The organism is Rhodanobacteraceae bacterium (assembly GCA_024234055.1).
In the GTDB taxonomy this organism is placed as follows: Bacteria; Pseudomonadota; Gammaproteobacteria; order Xanthomonadales; family SZUA-5; genus JADKFD01.
Map to the genome: position 1 here is coordinate 930,529 of JACKOW010000001.1, position 18,443 is coordinate 948,971.

At 64.0% G+C, this 18,443-nt stretch carries 16 protein-coding genes and 1 tRNA gene; 9 read left to right on the top strand and 8 right to left on the bottom strand.

Annotation, left to right across the window (positions count from 1 at the left end; translation table 11 throughout):
- Positions 1-9 precede the first annotated feature (9 nt).
- Complete coding sequence (locus H7A19_03765; protein MCP5473939.1) at positions 10-1,008, bottom strand: murein L,D-transpeptidase; 999 nt, start codon at positions 1,006-1,008, stop codon at positions 10-12.
- Between the two features lie 137 nt (positions 1,009-1,145).
- Positions 1,146-3,047, bottom strand: coding sequence for an ATP-dependent DNA helicase (locus H7A19_03770; GenBank protein MCP5473940.1), 1,902 nt, complete (start codon positions 3,045-3,047; stop codon positions 1,146-1,148).
- Between the two features lie 480 nt (positions 3,048-3,527).
- Between H7A19_03770 and H7A19_03775 the strand changes: the two genes are divergently transcribed.
- Both H7A19_03775 and H7A19_03780 read left to right on the top strand, forming a co-directional pair.
- Positions 3,528-4,418, top strand: coding sequence for a c-type cytochrome (locus H7A19_03775; protein MCP5473941.1), 891 nt, complete (start codon positions 3,528-3,530; stop codon positions 4,416-4,418).
- A complete protein-coding gene (locus H7A19_03780; GenBank protein ID MCP5473942.1) occupies positions 4,415-4,960 on the top strand; it encodes a GNAT family N-acetyltransferase in 546 nt (181 codons plus the stop codon). The genes H7A19_03775 and H7A19_03780 overlap by 4 nt, the downstream gene beginning before the upstream one ends.
- Positions 4,961-5,310: 350 nt before the next feature.
- Here the strand turns inward: H7A19_03780 and H7A19_03785 are convergent, their stop codons facing one another.
- The 3 genes from H7A19_03785 to H7A19_03795 form a co-directional block, all read right to left on the bottom strand.
- Entirely contained in the window at positions 5,311-6,534 is a 1,224-nt protein-coding gene (locus H7A19_03785) for a multidrug effflux MFS transporter (protein MCP5473943.1), read from the bottom strand.
- Between the two features lie 389 nt (positions 6,535-6,923).
- Positions 6,924-8,123, bottom strand: coding sequence for a fatty acid desaturase (locus H7A19_03790; GenBank protein ID MCP5473944.1), 1,200 nt, complete (start codon positions 8,121-8,123; stop codon positions 6,924-6,926).
- 280 nt (positions 8,124-8,403) lie between these two features.
- Entirely contained in the window at positions 8,404-8,964 is a 561-nt protein-coding gene (locus H7A19_03795; GenBank protein MCP5473945.1) for an N-acetylmuramoyl-L-alanine amidase, read from the bottom strand.
- 108 nt (positions 8,965-9,072) lie between these two features.
- Here H7A19_03795 and H7A19_03800 point away from each other — a divergent pair, with 108 nt between their 5' ends.
- The 5 genes from H7A19_03800 (at position 9,073) to H7A19_03820 (ending at position 13,808) form a co-directional block, all read left to right on the top strand.
- Positions 9,073-9,609: an alpha/beta fold hydrolase gene (locus H7A19_03800; protein ID MCP5473946.1), complete on the top strand. Its 537-nt coding sequence runs from the start codon at positions 9,073-9,075 to the stop codon at positions 9,607-9,609.
- Positions 9,606-11,750: a bifunctional 23S rRNA (guanine(2069)-N(7))-methyltransferase RlmK/23S rRNA (guanine(2445)-N(2))-methyltransferase RlmL gene (gene rlmKL, locus H7A19_03805; protein ID MCP5473947.1), complete on the top strand. Its 2,145-nt coding sequence runs from the start codon at positions 9,606-9,608 to the stop codon at positions 11,748-11,750. Before H7A19_03800 ends, rlmKL begins: the two co-directional genes overlap by 4 nt.
- Before the next feature lie 515 nt (positions 11,751-12,265).
- On the top strand, positions 12,266-12,886 hold the full coding sequence (locus H7A19_03810; protein ID MCP5473948.1) for a hypothetical protein: 621 nt from the start codon (positions 12,266-12,268) through the stop codon (positions 12,884-12,886).
- A 130-nt stretch (positions 12,887-13,016) separates the two neighbouring features.
- Positions 13,017-13,091: transfer RNA gene (locus tag H7A19_03815), tRNA-Val, on the top strand.
- A gap of 306 nt (positions 13,092-13,397) precedes the next feature.
- Positions 13,398-13,808, top strand: coding sequence for a DUF1311 domain-containing protein (locus H7A19_03820; GenBank protein ID MCP5473949.1), 411 nt, complete (start codon positions 13,398-13,400; stop codon positions 13,806-13,808).
- Between the two features lie 121 nt (positions 13,809-13,929).
- Here the strand turns inward: H7A19_03820 and H7A19_03825 are convergent, their stop codons facing one another.
- The 3 genes from H7A19_03825 to H7A19_03835 are packed head-to-tail and all read right to left on the bottom strand — an operon-like array spanning position 13,930 to position 16,851.
- Entirely contained in the window at positions 13,930-14,514 is a 585-nt protein-coding gene (locus H7A19_03825; GenBank protein ID MCP5473950.1) for a hypothetical protein, read from the bottom strand.
- Positions 14,511-16,106 (bottom strand): protein kinase, encoded by a 1,596-nt coding sequence (locus H7A19_03830; protein ID MCP5473951.1) that lies wholly within the window; start codon positions 16,104-16,106, stop codon positions 14,511-14,513. The genes H7A19_03825 and H7A19_03830 overlap by 4 nt, the downstream gene beginning before the upstream one ends.
- A gap of 1 nt (position 16,107) precedes the next feature.
- Positions 16,108-16,851 (bottom strand): sigma-70 family RNA polymerase sigma factor, encoded by a 744-nt coding sequence (locus tag H7A19_03835; GenBank protein MCP5473952.1) that lies wholly within the window; start codon positions 16,849-16,851, stop codon positions 16,108-16,110.
- 193 nt (positions 16,852-17,044) lie between these two features.
- Between H7A19_03835 and H7A19_03840 the strand changes: the two genes are divergently transcribed.
- Both H7A19_03840 and H7A19_03845 read left to right on the top strand, forming a co-directional pair.
- A complete protein-coding gene (locus H7A19_03840) occupies positions 17,045-17,437 on the top strand; it encodes a hypothetical protein (GenBank protein ID MCP5473953.1) in 393 nt (130 codons plus the stop codon).
- Positions 17,438-17,646: 209 nt separating this feature from the next.
- Positions 17,647-18,246, top strand: coding sequence for a hypothetical protein (locus H7A19_03845; protein MCP5473954.1), 600 nt, complete (start codon positions 17,647-17,649; stop codon positions 18,244-18,246).
- Positions 18,247-18,443: the final 197 nt, after the last annotated feature.

Below are 18,443 nucleotides of genomic sequence, written 5' to 3' on the forward strand. Positions count from 1 at the left end.
GCGCTCCGCTCAGTCGCGCAGGGTGGCCGGCATGCCGGGATACACGGAGTTGGCCAAGCGGACAGCATCCCAGTTGGTCAGGCGGATGCAGCCGTGCGATTCGGTCTTGCCGATCTTGGCCGGCTCCGGCGTTCCGTGGATGCCGTAGTGCTCCTTGGTCAAGTCGATCCAGGTGACACCGACCGGATTGTTCGGGCCCGCCGGAAGGACGGCTTTGGCATTACCGGGATTGGCATCCCAGAACAGCTTCGGGTCGTAGTGGAATACCGGGTTCCGGGCGACACCCTTGATCTTCCAGTCGCCCAGCGGCAGGGGGTCATGGCTGCTGCCGGTGGTGGCGGGAAATTGGGCAATCACGCGATCGTCCGCGTCCAGCAGGGCGACGGTCAGCTCGGACTGATCGACCACGACTCGGCTGCCTTTGGGCAACTCGGAGACGCCATTCACGTTGGGCACCTGAATGATTTCTCCGGCGAGATCCAGACGCTTGCCCGGATTCAGTGATTGCAATAGCGCTGGACTGGCGTGAAAGCGCTCACCCAGCGCTTCGGCGGCAGAGCGGAAGCCCAGTGCTGCAAGCTCGGATCGCTTGATCAGACTGGCAGGAATCTCGATGTAGGGTCCTGCAGCGTCCTCGGTGGTGATGGTGTAGTCGATCAGTGCTGGTGCACCTTCACGCTCCAGTTCAACCCAGGTGGCGGCGTCGAGCATGCCGCTGTCGGGCAAACCGCGGCTGCGCTGAAACCCTGCCACCGCCTTGGACACATTCGACCCGAACACCCCGTCAATTTCACCGGGGGAAAAATGTGCGCGATCCAGCCATACCTGGGCGCGGGTGACATCGTCGCTGGCGCTGTCCTGCACGACTTCGGCATGCGCCGGGGCCGCAGCAGACGACGCTTGAGCCGGGGTTACGTCGGGTACTGCGGCCGCGATCGGCGCAGACAGGCACAGCGCCGCAAGCACTGCGACGGCAATCGGATTGGCGTACATGGTCTGGCCCTGCATCAATGAAGTGGGGCAGCGCCCGGTGCATGTGCCGAGCCTGCCGATGCAGTTTGCAAGCGATGGTGCCGGCCGTCGGTACGCCAGCCCACCGATGCCAGGCTCACCGGACCGGATTCGTGCCCAGTGAGTGCCTCGGACTATCCGGCAAAGAAGCCCTCGACATCCGCCAACACCCGTGTCCGCCGCATCGGCGGCAGCGAATCGAGGAACTGACGGCCATAGGCCTTGGTGTTGAGGCGTGGGTCGCAGAGCATCAACACGCCGCGGTCGCGGGTGCTGCGGATCAGTCGGCCGGCGCCCTGCTTCAGCGCCAGCACCGCGCTGGGCAGCTGGTAGTCGCGGAAGGGATTGCCGCCGTTCTTGCGGATCGAATCGAGCCTGGCTTCCATCACCGGATCGCCGATCTGGGCGAAGGGCAGCTTGTCGATGACCACCAGCGAGAGCGCGTCGCCAGGCACATCCACGCCTTCCCAGAAGCTGGCGGCGCCGAGCAGCACGCCGTTGCCGGATGCGATGAAATCGGCCAGCAACGCCGGTCGGGGGCGCTCGCCCTGGACGAACAACGGGAAATGGGCGATGGCACGCAGGATCTCCGCGGCCTCGCGCAGCGCGCGGTGTGAGGTGAACAGCAGGAAGGCGCGGCCCTTGGAGGCGGCCAGCACCGGCAGCGCGGCCTCGATCACCGCCTCGGTGTAGCCGTAGGTGTTGGGTTCGGGCATGCGCGTGGGCTGGTACAGCAGCGACTGATTGGCGTAGTCGAAGGGGCTGTCGAGTTGCAGCGTCTGCGCATCCGTGAAGCCGGTGCTGTTCTGGAACAAGGCAAAGGATGGCCCTACGGCCAGCGTGGCCGAGGTGGCAATCCAGGCAGCACGCGAATTGATTCGATATTCAGCCAGGGGTTCAGCGGCATCCAGCGGCGTGGCGTGCAAGGCAAATCCGCGCTGGAACAGTTCGAACCAGCAGATTTCGCCAGCCAAGCCGCTGCCCGTGACCCGCTGCAGACGCGAGGCCGATTCGCCGGCGCGAGCGGCGCAGCTTTCAAGGCCGGTGCTGCGTTCGGCCTGGGCTTCCAGCGTCTGCACCAGGGCATCCAGTGCCTGGGCGAGCGCATCGCGGGCTTCAACCACGGTCGGGCGTTCACTGGCGAGGGCCCACGAACCCTTGTTCGGCAGATCGTCGAGCGCGAGGCGGAATTCGCGGGTGGCTTGCTCCAGATCGGTCACCGCCGGCTTCAGCAGCGCCAGGCCACCAGTTTGCGTGGCCGCTTCGGTGAGCGTGTCGCGACAGAGTTCAGTCAACTGCCGGAAACTCACTGAAGTGGTGAAGAACTGGCTGGCGACCTCGGCAATCTGATGCGCCTCGTCGAGGATGAAAGCCTGGGCGCCGGGCAGAATCTCGCCGAAGCCTTCGCGCTTGATGGCGAGGTCGGCAAACAGCAGATGGTGATTGACCACCACCACATCCGATTCCTGAGCCTTGCGCCTGGCCTTGACCACATAGCAGTCGTTGAATTTGGGGCACTCGCTGCCCAGGCAGTTGTCGGCGGTGGACGTTACCCAGGGCCAGACGCTGGAATCCTCCGGCACCGCATCCAGTTCCATGCGATCGCCGTGGCGGGTCAGCCGCGCCCAGGTCCGGATTTCGGCCAGATCGCGTACTGCTTCGCGGCTGGCGAGGCGCGCCTGCTCTTCGGCCAGATCCAGTCGGTGCAGACACAGGTAATTCGCGCGGCCCTTGAGCAGGGCCTTCTTCGGGTTCAGCTTCAGCGTGGCGCAAACCTTCGGCAAATCGCGATGGAAGAGCTGATCCTGCAGGGTCTTGGTACCGGTGGAGATGATGACCCGGCGATTGCCCAGCAGTGCCGGGACCAGATAGGCAAAGGTCTTGCCGGTGCCGGTGCCGGCTTCGACCACCAGTGATCCGCGCTCGTCGAGCACGCTCTCGATCGCCGCCGCCATGCGTTGTTGCTGCTCGCGCGGCAGAAAGTTCGGGTCCGCGGCAAAAGGACTATCGGGGCCGAGGGCGTCGGCTGCGGACATGGGCGGAGTCGGTGGGCACGGGAGGGCCGAAGTCTACTGCTTTGTGACGACAGCGGGCGGCTGGGGGGCGGACTCTGCTCGCGATCACTGGGTAAGACCTGGGGCCGGTTGATCGCGGATGAATCCGCTCCCACAGCAGAGCGTGCGGCTGTTGGAGTCTCGGTTGCCCCTGGCAGTGCGCCTATTCGCGCATCGAACATTCGAGGGCACGAGGGCACGAGGGCACGAGGGCACGCAAAGGCAGCCTCACCGCGAGGTCTTGATCTTGCGTGCCCTCTCGCCCTCGTGCCCTCAAGGGAATGACTTGAGGCACGTTCGGTGAGAGTGGATTCACCCGCGACAGCTGCGACCGCCGTTCTGTCCCCCTGAATGTCCGCCACGTCCGCTGATCGGACATGACTTTCTGGGCAGGCGTGGTCTCCTTGGTGGCTTGATATCGTGCACGTATCGTGAAGACAGAAGATCTGCGGGAGGAATCAGGTGAGACTGGTCAAGAAGTTGCTGTGGGTGGGGCTCAGCTTGCTGCTGCTGATGGCTGTCGGCGTTGGCGTGCTTGCCTGGCGCGGTGATGCCAAGATGGCCAAGCGCTGGAAGATCGAGCCGGCCAGCAGTTCCGTGGCAACTGCTGGTGTTGATCTGGCCGAGGGTGAGCGCATCGCCCAGATCCGCGGCTGCAAGGAATGCCACGGTGCGGATCTGGGCGGACAGGTCCTGGCGCTGGCGCCGATCGGCGCCCTGGTGCCGCCCAATCTCACCGGCGGGCTGGGCGGCGTCACCGCCGCCTACACCGACAGGGACTGGCAACTCGCCATCCGCCATGGCATAGGCCCGGGCGGCCGGCCGCTGATCCTGATGCCGAGCGATGACAACACCAACATGTCCGAGTCTGACTTCGCTGCGCTGCTGGCCTATCTCAAGAGCCTGCCACCAGTGGATCGTCAGTTGCAGCCTACGGCCCTGACCTTTCTGGGCAAGGTGCTGCTGGGCGCAGGGCAACTGCCGCTGCTGACCGTCGAGCGCATCGATCACAATCAGAAGCCGCCCGTGCTGCCACCGGACAGCGGCATCGAACACGGCGCCTATCTGGCGCAGATCTGCTCGGGCTGCCATCGCGCCGATTTTTCCGGTGGCCCGATGGCCGCAATGCCCCCCGAGGCGCCGCCGGCCGCCAACCTGACCCCGACGGGCCATCTGGGCACCTGGACGCTGGAACAATTCAGCATGGCACTGCGGCAGGGCAAGCGTCCCGATGGCAGTGTCATGAACAAGGAATTCATGCCGTGGTCGGCCTTCTCCGGCCTGACCGACACCGAGGTAAACGCGCTATACAGCTACCTCCGTACGCTGCCCAAGGTGGAAACACGTCAATGAGCCACACTCTGCCGACGCTGGAAGCTGGTCAGGTGCGCCTGCGGCAACTGGGCGAGCCCGATCTGGCTGATCTGCACGTCGTGTTTTCGGACACCACCGCGATGCGCTACTGGAGCCGTCCGGCCTTTGTCGACCTCGACGAGACCCGCGGTTATCTGGCGGCGATCGACAGCGGCCGCGAGCGCGGCGATCTGTTCCAGTGGGGCATTGAGCACATCGACGATGGCCGCATCATCGGCACCACCACGCTGTTCAACCTGGACCTCAAGCAGGGCCGGGCCGAGATCGGCTACATCCTCGGTTCGGCGTGGTGGGGACGCGGCTACGCCCAGGCAGCCCTGCGTCGCTTGTTCGAACACACCCGCGACCAGATGCAGCTGCGGCGCATCGAGGCCGATGTTGATCCGCGCAACGCCGCGTCACTGCGACTGGTCGAGCGCCTCGGCTTCCAGCGCGAAGGCTACGCCCGCGAGCGCTGGCTGGTGGCCGGCGAGCTGCAGGATGCGGTGTTGCTGGGTTTGCTGCTGCGGGAGATGCCGTAGGGAAAGACCACTGTGGGAGCGGATTCATCCGCGACCGGCCCCACCTTCGGTCGCGGACGCGGGCGGCTCTCACCAAACATGCCGCAAGCATTTGATCAAAAACATTTTCCGCAAAGGTCGCAAAGGACGCAAAGTAGAGCGATTCCAAGTTTTCGGTTGGCGGTGTCGCCAGAGATCGTGCTTAACCGGACAAGCATTTGAATCTTCGCGTCCTTCGCGTCCTTTGCGGACAAGAAATGAAACACCGAGTTCGCCGACAGTTTGATGCGCGAACAAGCGCACCGTCAGGGGCGACCGGGACTCCCACAGACAAGCACTCAGCCCCGAACGGCTCCCGCATGAGCGTTAGTTCATGCCGGGGCCGCAGCGGCAGTCTTCGGTATCGCCGAGCGCGCGAAGACGTACAGAATCATGCCGACAACGGTCAGCAGCATCGAGCCGATCGCCAGGGATCGGGCGCTCTGGTGCACCAGCGGCGCCACCAATCCGGCGATGCTGGCATTGACCAGCAGACTGAGGAACATCTGCAGTGAGCTGACGCCGCCGCGGCGATCGGGGAACAGATCCATGCAGGCGATGGTCAGCAGCGGAAAGGCGATGGCTACGCCGAAAGCCGTCAGCGCAATGGGCAGCACCGCCCACGGCCACTGCACCTGATCGACGGATTGCGTGTAGAGGATATTGGACACACCGGCGATGATCATCAGCGCATAGGCCAGTTTCAGACCGCTGCGTGGTTGCACCCGGCCGGCCATGCGGCCACTGGCAAAGGAACCGATCACCATGCCGCTGATGGTGGGCACGAAGAAGGCGCCGAACTGCAATTCGTTGAGCTTGAGGATATCGAGCACGAAGGCCGGCGCCGAACTGATGTAGAGGAACAGCGCGGCGAAATTGAAGCCGCCGGCAAAGCACAGCAGCACGAAGCGGCCGTGCTTGAGCATGTGCAGATAGCCGCGACTGAGCTGTCCGGCATCCAGCGGTTTGCGCGCTTCCTCGGGCAGCGTTTCCGGCAGCAGGCGCCAGCAGGCCAGCAACAAGCCCACGGCCAGCAGCACCAGAAACCAGAACGATGCCCGCCAGCCCAGGACCAGCAGATAGCCGCCGATGATCGGTGCCAGTGCCGGGGCGATGCCGAAGATCATGCTGATGCCGCTCATCACACGTTGGGCGCGGGCGCCCTCGAAGCAATCGCGGACGATGGCGCGGCCGACGATGACACCGGCACCGGCGCTCAGGCCCTGCAGCACGCGGAAGGCCAGCAGCTGTTCTATCGATTGCGACAGCGCACAGCCGATCGAAGCCAGGGTGAAAATGGCCATCGACACCAGGATCACCGGCCGCCGTCCGAGCGCATCAGACACGCCGCCGTGCAGCAAGGCCATCAGCGCGTAGGCCACCAGATACAGCGCCAGCGTCTGCTGCATCTGGAAAGGCGTGGCCGAGAGCGCGCCGGCAATCGCCGGGAAAGCCGGAAAGAAGGTGTCGATGGCGAAAGGGCCGAGCATCGACAGCCCGGCCAACAGGGCGATCAATCCATAGGCCGGCCGCGGTGCGGTGGCCGATTGGGTCATGCGGTCAAGCTCATCAGTGTGTGTTCCGATCCGGCGCTTGTGGGGTTTTGGGTGCCCCTGGCGATTCGCTTGCGTGGGGGCAGGTGGCACGGGGCAGGTGGCACGGGGCAGGGGGCAGGGGACTCACCCTGTTGCTCTCACCAAACATGCCGCAAGTGTTTGATTTTGTGGCACGAGGGCGCGAGGGCACGAGGGCACGCAAGATCAAGAGCTCGCCGTGAGGCTGCCTTTGCGTGCCCTCGTGCCCTCGCGCCCTCGCGCCCTCCTATGTTTGTTGCGCGAATAAGCGCACCGCCAGGGGCGACCGGGAATTCCTCGGAACTTGCGTCGCGTCTGGACATCTGCCCCTTGCCCCGCTTTTCCAAGCCTGCCCGAATCTCCTTCCCCGCTCACGCCCCAACCAGTTGGTAGCCCTTGATACGCCGGGCAAACTGCTCCAGCGCGGCAACGCCGGAACGTTCGGCGTCTTCGCACCACACGCGCAGGGCTTCGATCAGGGCATCGCCATTGCGACCTGAACGCTCCAGGGTTTCGGCCAGACGGCGCTGATAGTCCATGACCACGCTGACCAGCGGTCGCTCGCGCACCCAGGCGCCCATGCGCTCGCGCGATTCCTCATCCAGCCAGCGGCCGTTGTTGGCCAGCGCCCGGCGCAAGCGCCCGCGCAGCTGCGACATCTTGTCGCCGGCGCGATCGGCTTCTTCACGCAGTACCGGCACGATGACACCACGGAAATACTCGCGCATCACCCCGAAGCGGTGTGTCAGCAGCGCGCGCACTGTGTCCATGTCCGGCAGGTTGACGTTGGGCCGTACCGCCAGACTCGGCGCCACGCGCGTGACCTTGGCCAGACCCAGCGCCGACAGCATACGGATCACCACCCAGCCGATATCGAATTCGTAGCGACGCAGCGCGAACTTCGATGAGCTCGGATAGGCGTGATGGTTGTTGTGCAGCTCTTCACCGCCGATGAAAAAAGCCCAGGGCGTGAGATTGGTCGAGCTGTCGGTGGTCTCGAAATTGCGATAACCCCACCAGTGACCGAGCCCATTGACCACGCCGGCGGCCATCACCGGTATCCACAGCATCTGGATGGCCCAGATGGCCAGGCCGATCGAACCGAACAGGCTGATGTTGATCAGCGCCATCAGCGTCGGCCCGAGTGCCGGCAGCGGCGCGTAGAGATGGCGTTCCAGCCAGTCGTCCGGTGTGTTCGAGCCGTATTGCTCCACCATCGCGCGATCCTTGCGCGCCTGCTGGTACAGGGTGACGCCATGGAACAGTACCTTCTTGATGCCGTAGATCTGAGGGCTGTGCGGATCCTCCTCGGTCTCGCACTTGGCGTGGTGCTTGCGATGGATTGCCACCCATTCCTTGGTGACCATGGCCGTGGTCAGCCAGGCCCAGAAGCGGAAGATGTGGGCGATGACCGGATGGAAGTCGACGCCGCGATGGGCCTGACTGCGATGCAGATACAAGGTGACGGCGAAGATGGTCAGCTGGGTCACGAAGACGAAGTACAGCAGCAGCAACCACCACGGCGAACCGGTGAGGCCGCTGGCGAAGAAGCTCAGAAGATCGGATGGCATGGTCATCTCGACGGAGGAAGATGGACCATTATGGTGGCCATGGTCACGAACAATCTACGCTACGCGGGCGTATGGAGGTCACAGGTCATGGAGTCGGCGCGGCGGGCTACGTGACGGGGCGTCTTTTGTAGGTCACGTTGGCCGCGCAGCGGGCTACGTGACGAGGCCGCTGGAGCCGCCCTCCAGTCGCGATTTGCTCCAGTCGCGGCTGAAGCCGCTCCCACAGGTGAGCCGATGTCACGTAGCCCGCATTGCGGACAACGTGACCTACGATTCCTTCTCATGGCATCTCCGCGGCCATGCGCCTGCGCAATCCACTGGCTGCCACCACCTCGGCCCACGGAAACATCGGGCCCGGATCCCGCTTGCGCCGTACCTTCAGCGCAGCATCGTCGCTGGCTGGCACCTCGTTCAGATCCAGGTCCTCGTGTCCGGCAATATCGGTCAGCATCGGGCAGCGCTGGCGCAGATCGGCAATCAGGTCCAGTAGCGCAGCGATCTGCGCCGGTGGATAGGGCTCACTCATCTGCTGCCGGCGCGAATCCAGCCAGTCCGGATAGCGCCCGCTATTGACCAGTTCGATGCCGATCGATTGTGGGTTCCAGCCGCGGGTGTGATGGGCGATGGCCTCGATCGGCACATATTCAATGCAACTGCCGTCGCGATCGATGTAGTAATGCCCGCTGTTGCCGGTGCCGCTGGGATAAACCACCTGCTCGCCGTATTCGCGGGCCATCGCCAGATCAGGCAATTCGGTGCAATGGATGACCAGCAGGCGGATATCGCCGAGCTCCCGCCGTTCCAGTTTGTCCGCATACGGCAAAGCTTGCACGATAAACATCGGCCCATCCGCGGGTAGTGGCTGCAGCTTCGGTAGGATACGGGCATCGTCAGGGCAGCGCGCGGCAGTCCGCGGGCGCACCGGCGCAGCCCTTTTCTGGAGTCATCGATGTCTGTTTCAGCAGCAACTGGCCATGTGATCCTGTCGCATGGCATGGAAAGCGGTCCCAATGCGACCAAGGTCACGCGCCTGGCCCAGGTGGCGCAGGCGCTGGGATTCAGCAGCGAACGGGTCGACGATCAGGGCATTGTCGATCCGCTGCGGCGGCTGGATCGTTTGCTGCCGAAGATCGACGCGGCGCCGCGCCCGCTGATTCTGGTCGGGTCCAGCCTGGGCGCCTACGTATCGGGACTGGCTTCCTTGCAGCGCGACATCGATGGCCTGTTCCTGCTGGCGCCACCGGTGCGTCTGCCCGGCATCGCGCCGGATCTGGGGCTGCGTGCCACCCATATCGCCATCGTCCATGGCTGGCATGACGAGTTGATCGGGCCCGATGAGGTCTACGCGCTGGCCAAGTCGAACGCGGCCGAATTCAAGCTCTACGATGCCGACCATCGCCTGACCGACGTGATCGACGCCATCGACGCCGACTTCGAGCGCTTTCTGCGTCGCTGGCTGCCGCAGGCAGCGGTTGTGGCGGCATGAGCACGCACAGCTTCTTCGCCACCTGTGCGCGCGGACTGGAAACCCTGCTCGCACGCGAACTCGCCGCGCTTGGCGCCGAGGACATCCGCGAAACCGTGGCCGGGGTCGAGTGCTCGGCCACGCTGGCCGCGGCCTATGCCATCGGCTATCAGGCGCGTCTGCCAAGCCGCTGGTTGTTGCGTCTGGCAGCCGGCGAGATTGCCAATCCGGACGATCTGTACGCGCTGGCGCGCACGGTGCGCTGGCATGAACACTTCAGCGCTGATCATCGCTTTGCGGTGCAGGTGGCCGGCAAGTCGCCGGCCTTCAACGACACCCGCTTCGCCATGCTCCGGGTCAAGGACGCCATTGCCGATGCCTTCCGCGAACACGGCGGGGCGCGACCCTTCGTCGATGCCGAATCGCCCGATGTCACGGTCAATGTGGCCCTGAAGGGCTCACGGGCGGCGGTGTCACTGGACATGGTCGGTGGCGCCCTGCATGAGCGCGGCTATCGGCGGCCCGGTCATGAAGCACCGATCAAGGAAAATCTGGCGGCCGGCGTGCTGGTACGCGCCGGCTGGCCGGAGATGGCCGATCAGGAAGTGGCGATCGTCGATCCCTTCTGTGGCGGCGGCACCTTGCTGATCGAAGCGCTGTGGATGGCGGCGGGCGTGCCGGCGCAGAACTTGCGCCAGGATTTCGCCTGGTCACGCTGGGGCGGGCACGATGCCGGCCTGTGGAATGAGGTGCGGGCCGCAGCCGATGAGCGCGCCCAGCAGGGTCTGCGCCAGATGCGCGCTCGCGCCTTTGGCAGCGACAGTGATGCCCAGGCCATCCGTATCGCCCGCGGCCAGCTGCAGACCGCGCGCATGGCTGGTTTCTGCCAGCTCGGCACACTGGACGCGACCCGCCTGAAGCCGCCCGCGAATTTTGCCGCCGGTCTGGTCGTGGGCAATTTGCCTTATGGCCAGCGCCTGGGGCAGGAACGCGAACTGATGCCGCTGCACCGCGAATTCGGTGGCGCCCTCAAGCAAGGCTTTGTCGGCTGGCGCTTTGCCCTGATCGCCGGCAGCGACGCGCTGGCGCGGGCCACCGAGCTGCGCGCCGAGAAGATCCAGAAGATCTACAACGGCAGCCTCGAATGTCTGTTGATCACCGGTCCGATCACGGCCGCGGCCGAGCACCGCGCCGATGCACCGGTGCGCTTCCGCAGCCCCGGTGCCGAGATGGTCTACAACCGCATCAACAAGAATCGCAAGCGCCTGAAGCGCTGGCTCGAACGTGAACAGATCGAGTGCTATCGCGTCTACGACGCCGATCTGCCCGAATACGCGGCCGCCATCGATGTCTACGGCGATCGTCTGCACATCCAGGAATATCAGGCGCCGAGCGAGATTCCGCAGGCCAAGACCGAAGAACGCTTCAAGGATCTGGTGTTCGCCGCGCGCCGCGCCTTCGACATACCCACCGAGCGCATCTACCTCAAGCAGCGTCGCAGTCAGACCCCCGAAGGTCAGTACCGACGCCAGGACCACAGCGGCGACCACTTCATCGTGCGCGAAGCCGATGCCCGGCTCGAAGTGAATCTGCAGGATTACCTGGATTCCGGCCTGTTCCTCGACGGCCGCCAGGTGCGCGCCTGGATCCAGGACAGCTCGCGCGGGCTGCGTTTTCTCAACTTGTTCTGCTACACCGCATCGGCCACGGTGGCGGCGGTGCTGGGCGGCGCCAGCGAGAGCACCAGCGTTGACCTGTCGCCCACCTACATCCAGTGGGCCGAACGCAACTTCCGTCTGAACCAGATAGACAGCCGTCGTCACCGCCTGGTGGCCGATGATGCGGTGCGCTGGCTGGGCAACTGCCGCGGTCAGTTTGACCTGATCTATGTCGACCCGCCGACCTTCTCCAACTCCAAGCGCACGCCGACGGTCTTCGACGTGCAACGCGATCACGCTGCCCTGTTGCGCGATGCCCTGCGCTGCCTCGCGCCAGGCGGTCGGGTACTGTTCGTCTGCAATCTCCGGCGCTTCAAGATCGATCCGGAACTGTCTGCGATTGCCCGTGTCGACGATGTCACCGAGGCCAGCATCCCACCCGATTTCGTGCGCGACCAGCGCATCCATCGTGCCTTCTGGCTGCGGCCTCTGGCGGAGGTGTAGGGCAGGGTGGGTTGATTGGCTTCAATAGGCCCCGGCTACGACCGAAGTGGCCGCACCACCCAGTGCCGGCGTCATTGCGAGGAGCGCAGCGACGAAGCAATCCAGTGTTTCCACGACCTTGCGCCTGGATTGCCAGGCTACGCTCTCCATGAAACCATGTCGTAAATTATTGAGTTTTCTGTCGTTCGAGCGCAGCGCCGGCTTCGTTCACCTATAGGAGCGCCCTTGCGGCGCGACTACTGCCGCGGACGTGCGGTCGGCCGGTCGCGACGCGAGGTCGCTCCTACAGGCCGGCTTGTGGTTCATGGTCCGTGTGCAATGTCGGGTCGAAACAGCTTATGCACCACGGGACCACAGCGTCGAGACGAGTCTGGACCCACAACAGCGAGCGCGAACGATCGAATCGCCAGACAGCTGAACGTGTCACCGCACGAGCCGCAAACTTCATCCGCGATTCAGCCGCGTCCTTTACTTTGGAAAGGCCTTCCAGGGGCGAAGGAACGGAGGACATCACCATGATTCGTTGGCTGGCATTGTTGATCACTTTCGTCGGATTCAGCTACGCGGGCGCCGCCAGCGCCGGCAACTGGTCCATCGGCTACACCGACTACGGCCGCCATGGTGGCTATTCCGTCGCCATCGGCAACCACGGCTATCGCTCTTTCAGCGCTTTCGGCTACGGACCCAGTTGGGGCTACAGTGGCTACGGCTATCGCGATCCCTGGGCCGATCCCTGGTACCTCAGCAGCTACCGCACGCCTGTGCGTTACTACAACGATTGCTACTATGGCTGCGGTCCGCGCTACTACGGCGGTTATTACGCGCCACGCTACTACAGCAGCTATTACGCGCCCCGTTATTACGGCGGCTACAGCTACGGCTATCGCTACAGCAGCGGCCCGCGCTATTACGACCGTGGTTATCGCAGCTACGGCCATCGTGACTACGGCTATCGCGACCACGGCCGGTACAGCCGTGGATATTCGCGAGCCTACGACCGTGATCGCCATGGCTCGGATCGCAACGACTACCGCCGCGCCAGCTACGAGCGCTCAGACCGCGGTTACCGCAGTCAGAGTGCCTACGACCGGGCTCGCGAACACGTTGACTACCGCCGCAGCCGCGACACCCGCTGAGTCCTGGTCCGCTGCGGCAACGCCACTCGCGTAGGTCCAGACTTGTCTGGACACGAGTTGACCAGAGCTCTCGCGAGTCGAGTTGACGATCAGCCGCGCCAGCGCCTATGCTTCACGGCTAGCTTGTATCGGGCGGTTAGCTCAGCGGTAGAGCATTGCCTTCACACGGCAAGGGTCGCAGGTTCGATCCCTGCACCGCCCACCACGCAAGCGATTGATTCATAAGAACTTCTCAAGGCCTCGCATTGCGGGGCTTTGTTGTTTCTGGGGTTTTGGGTCGCGAATCGTGCGTCCGGGTTGGTGCGCCTTGACTGCCGGGAAAGCTTGCACGCGCCGGATTCAACCGTGCTCGGCGTTGAGATGTTGGAATCGCCCGGCGCCTCTCGCTGGCATCTCGCGCTACGTGCGCCCGGTAAGCTGTCGCCGTTTCCATGTTGGAATCCTGTGCTTAGGCCTCTCGCGTGAGCGCATCGGCGCTGGTGGATGCGGCCTCGGGATCAAGGGAGATCTGATGAACAAGTGGCTGCTGCTGGTCTGCCTGCTTGGAGCGAGAATGAGTGCTCAGGCCGACGAACCGACCGGAACATTCTTCGATGGCACCGTGATTCCCTGTCCATCTGCGACTTCACAGGTGCAATGGGGCGAATGTCATCACCAGGCCCTGCAGCGGGCGGATCGTGAGCTGAACGTTCTTTACGGGAAGCTCATGGCGATCGCCGACGAGAAGCAGAAGCGCCACCTTCGGAGCATGCAGCAGGCCTGGATCCAGCTGAAGCTGGCGCAATGTGCATTTGTGGTTGACTACCATGATGGGGCGGCCCATCCGAGCCAGTTTGGAACCTACTGCGAAGCGGTCCTGACCATTCGGCGGCTTCGGGAACTGGAACAGCTGGGCACCGGATTGCTTTGGCAATCGAACTGAAGTTCGTTTCCCTTGCGCAAGCGTGATCGGCCGGACGTTGGCCAATCATGGCCACGACCAGCGCTACCCCGCAGCCCGAAACATCGACTGCGACTGATCAAGGTGATGCTGAAAGAGGAAGTCAGGCCGCAGTCGGGTTGGTCAATGCGAACATGGCCTGATCGATGTCCTGCCGCAGGTCGGGGTCATGGCTCTGAAATTGCAGCAGCAGTCTTTGTGATACCTCGCTGACCCGCAAGGTGCAGCAGTCCAGCCTGGATCGACTCGCCATCGGGACCACGCGACCGCTGAGCAAGCACTCATTCGAGACCGCCAACGTGAACGGCTGGAACATGAAGGCGAAGGTCGCTGCACTCAAGGCGCGGTCTGCGACTGCCAGCCAGCGCGCGCTGGCCAAGGGGCTGAGCAGCAAGGCCGGTTGCAGCGAAAGCTGCGCCAGATCCGCGCCGGTCAGATCGAGTTGGCTCTGCCGAAAGCCACTCTCGCGCAGCATCTGAAAGGTGTAGTGAACACGCTCGGGATCAAGTAGCCGCAGGCTGCTGGCATCAATGGGATAGATATTGAGCCTGGCATCGGCGCGTACTGCACGAAGCTGTCCCAATGCACGCAAAGGCCGCGAGGGAGTCAGCCAATCGAGCAATCGCCGGCTGATCGATCCTGGCCGAGGCGGGGCCAGGTCACCTGGATCCGGGCGCTCATGGCTCACGGATTGGCCAGCTCGAAGCGTTCGAAACGGGCTTGGGGGTAGCTCTGCTTCAGTTGCTCCACCCACTGCCAGTCCGGATCCTCCTCGGCGCTTCGCGGACGCGTGCCGCCAACGCCGCGGACCCTGTCTTCGGCTGCGAGCCAATTCTGCGGCATCGCGCCGGCCTCGCTCAGCCTGAGTTCCGCGAGTTCCTGAATGGGGCGGTCGGCCAGTATCACCAGGAAGTATTCCCGTCCTCCGGGACTGGTGACGCGCCAATCCGCGATGGCGCCGTCGACTTCTCCCGGCAATTGATAGCGGCCGGGAGAGAGAGGGTTGCGGAGCTTGCCGGCTTGCAAGGGGAACAGCTGGAAGCGGGCGCCCTGGCGATCCTGATTGATCACATAGAGATAGCGAGGTTGTTGCAGCTCCAACTCCAGGGTCAGTCCCTCATCGGCACCAATGGGGTCACCAAGAGCGAGCTCGCGGGAATCGCCGGCATGGCGGGCAATCCATGCCAGGTGGTCTTCGGCAACCGGCACGGTCGAGACCAGGCGAGAGGCTGCCACTATCACAGCGAAGGTCAGCGCGGCCAGCATCCAGCCACGGCGACCCCGCCGCGATCCTTCGAGCGGCTCGGCAATGACGGCTGACAATGCGGCCGCCATGGCGCCCACCGACGCATGCCGTTGTTTCGGATCACGCTCCAGGGCTTGCTCAATGGCCTCGACCAGCGCTCTGGGCAGATCGGGTCGGAGGTCCAGCAGTCGTTCGCGGACGCCTCTGCGCTGCATTTCGGCAACGGCATCCAGGGTGTCACCCGCATAGGGATAGCGGCGCGTTGCCAGGCGGAAAAGTACGACCGCCAGTGCGTACTGATCACTTGCGGGCGAGCCCTGTCCACGCTCTAGCAGCTCAGGTGCCATGTAGCGGGGCGTTCCCGAAGCCCAGCCCGGATCGGCGGTATGTTGACCGGAGCCGAAATCCGCCACGATCCAGCGCCCGTTCGGGTGGCGCAGGATGTTGCTCGGCTTCAGGTCACCATGCAGGATCTGGGCCTGGTGCAGCGCACAGAGCGCCGCGCACAGCTCCAGTCCGATGGCCACCAGCGCATGCGGCCCCAGCGGTTCGTGCCTGGCGAACCAGGCTTCCAGCGTCTCGCCTTCGATCAACTCAACGGCAAAGGCTATGCGCTGCTGGTCCTCAAGAGCGCCGTAGACCTTGAGGACGTTGGGATGGTCGATCCGTGCCATCAATCTCGCTTCGCGCAGAACTTCAGCGCGGCCGCGTCGATGGGCATTCACCAACTTGAGGGCGACTTCCCGATCCAGCTCGGCGTCGTATGCGCGGTAGACACGGCCAAAGCTGCCGCTGCCGAGCAGGGACCGAACCACCAGAGGGCCAAATCGTTCACCGATGCCGAGCATCAACTCCGCAGAGTCGGTCGCAGGCTGGGTTGGATCCCCGACAAATCCTCCGGCCAGCAGTTCGATCTGCCGGAGTTGTTCGCACAGCGTTGGCGAAAGGCCCTGGGTCTGACCCCAGTCTATGGTCTCGCCAGCAGCAATCTGCTCGCTCAACTTCAGCAGCAATTGCTCGTCGTCGACGATCATTTCAGGCCCGTCCCGATGCGGGCGTGGCGGCCATGTGCTTCGCTAACGTGGCCAGCGCACGAGCGACCTTCATTCGAGCAGCATTGCTGCTCGGGCTGTTGATGATTCTGGCAATTTCCTCGTGGCCCATCCCCAGCTCCACCCGCATGACCACCAGCTCGCGCTGCTCGGGATCCAGCTCGGACAGTCCCTTCTCGTAGTTCTTGAGTGCCTGCAGGGTGACCATGTTGGCGCCGGGCGTGGGCTGATCTTCTGGCCATTGCTCGTCCATTTCCACCTGCAATGGCTTCCGACCGACTCGCCGTAACTCATCGCGTACCAGATTGTTCATGACCTGCCTCAGATATCCGAAAAAGGCCCCGGGCCCCTGAGATACAAACGTCGGAAGATTGTTCAGCGCACGAATCAGCGTCAGCTGAACCAGATCGGCCGTCTCGGACAGGTCGCGCGCTTGCTGCGGCAGGCGGCCATGCGCCCATCGCGACAGTATCGGTAGATAACGGGCCAGCAGCCGATCGCGGGCTGCCTGATCTCCATCATGACTCTTCTGCAGCAGTTCGATCGTGGTTTCAGGGTCTCGGTAATCCATGGCAGGGTCTTTGCTGATGAGCGGGCTGGCGGAAGCCTTGGATTCGGTTGGGGGCAAGATACAGGCTGAATCTGGCCCGGAACGGGGACCGTCCAGCCATCCGGCGAGCGAATTTGCCCGTGCAGCGCTCAGATCGGCTGTCGTGCCCGCAGTCATCGCTTCGGATCGGATCACTTGAGTCGCGCTCAACAGCAACGAGGTCTCGCACGCTCCAGTGCCACAAGTGGCAGCAGGTGGGCCTTCGAGCACGGGTGAGATGGGATCGGATGTGCGATCTGATGTCGTGGCTCGTTTCTCCGGTCCGACGAGCAAACAGTGCCGTCGCCCTCAGACGCCTTGGAGAACTTTCGTGTCCATGCATCGACTTCCTTCCGGACTTGCCCTCATCCTGATTCTTGCGGCCTGCTCGCAAGCTGAGCCGCCCGTCAGCGCTGCGCCGACCCCTGCCGCTCCTGCGCCATCCGAGCCGGCCGCTGCATCCCCCGCGGGAAGCAACCCGAAATCCGCCGCAAGCACCGGTATTGCCGATTGCGACAACTTCCTGGTCGCCTACGAACAGTGCCTCACCAACCAGGTGCCAGCGGCAGCCAGCGAGCAGATGAAGGTGGGTATTGCGCAATGGAAGAAGTCCTGGGCCGAGATGGCGGCCAATTCGGCAACTCGTGAGGCCTTGCCGCAAGTTTGCCAGCAGGCCCGGGATGCCGCCAAGCCGGCCTTGCAGGCATACGGCTGCGCACTGTAGCTGACACCACGTTGAGATCGACGCCCACAGCGACCCGTTCTGGCGATGCACACGGCTTCAGACCCAGCGTGCATGCGCGGAATCTGGGCGCGTGCGCAGGCTCGGCAGTCCCTGGATGCAGCCGGTGGGTCGCTTGGGTTGCGCTGCTCTGTGTACTGCTGTTGGCGCAGGCCCGGCCCGCCACCGGCTTAGCGGCTGCAACGGGGGCTGTGATTGACTGGCAAGCCGAGTGCGACCTGCAGGGCCTGCCTTTCCGGCTTGTCTTCAGCGCTCGCGGCGGCGACCCGGAGCTGGCCGGCATGACCGCCACACTGTTCCTGCCTGACCGGCGCGAACTGCACTTGCCCGTGGCGCCCGGCATCTTCAGGGCGCGTTCGGTGGTGGCCGACAGACCCTCGCTCTGCCGCGATCTGGGTGCCTTTCTGGTGCAGGATCAGATGCAGGCTTCCCGAAAGTCCAGCCTGCTGTTGTGGTTGTCGGTGGACGACCGACCCGGCTGGGACCAACTGAGCCTGGTCTTGATCGACCTCGACGCCGGAACGGTCCTGGATGTCAGGGAGCGCATCGGTGCGATCAAGGATGTGGACGGTCGCCAGGGCCTGACCCTGCAGGTCGCTCCGGAACGCTTCCTGGTGCGACTGGAGCGCTACTGGCTGCAGGGTACGGGTACGGATTCGCCGGAGAACTCGATCGAGGACTGGCATGAAGTCCGTGTCCAGGCAGACAGGATTCAGACTCGCTGGCTCAGGTGCCGGGACACTGTACCTGGCGCGTCGTCGTCGATCCGGCTCCCCCTTCCCATTCCCTGAGGTCGCGTCGCACCGGCGCGGTGAATCATCGGTGCGCACGGATCGATCCTCGCGGGGCCAGCGTGTGCGTTTCGCCGATGCGTGTCGTTTACACGAGTAACCAGCCTCAGGACCTCGGACATGCGCATGCCCCCTATCGCAGTGCTTCGTCGGTGCCTCCATGCGCCACGGGTCTTCATCTCACGGGGTGGAAACGA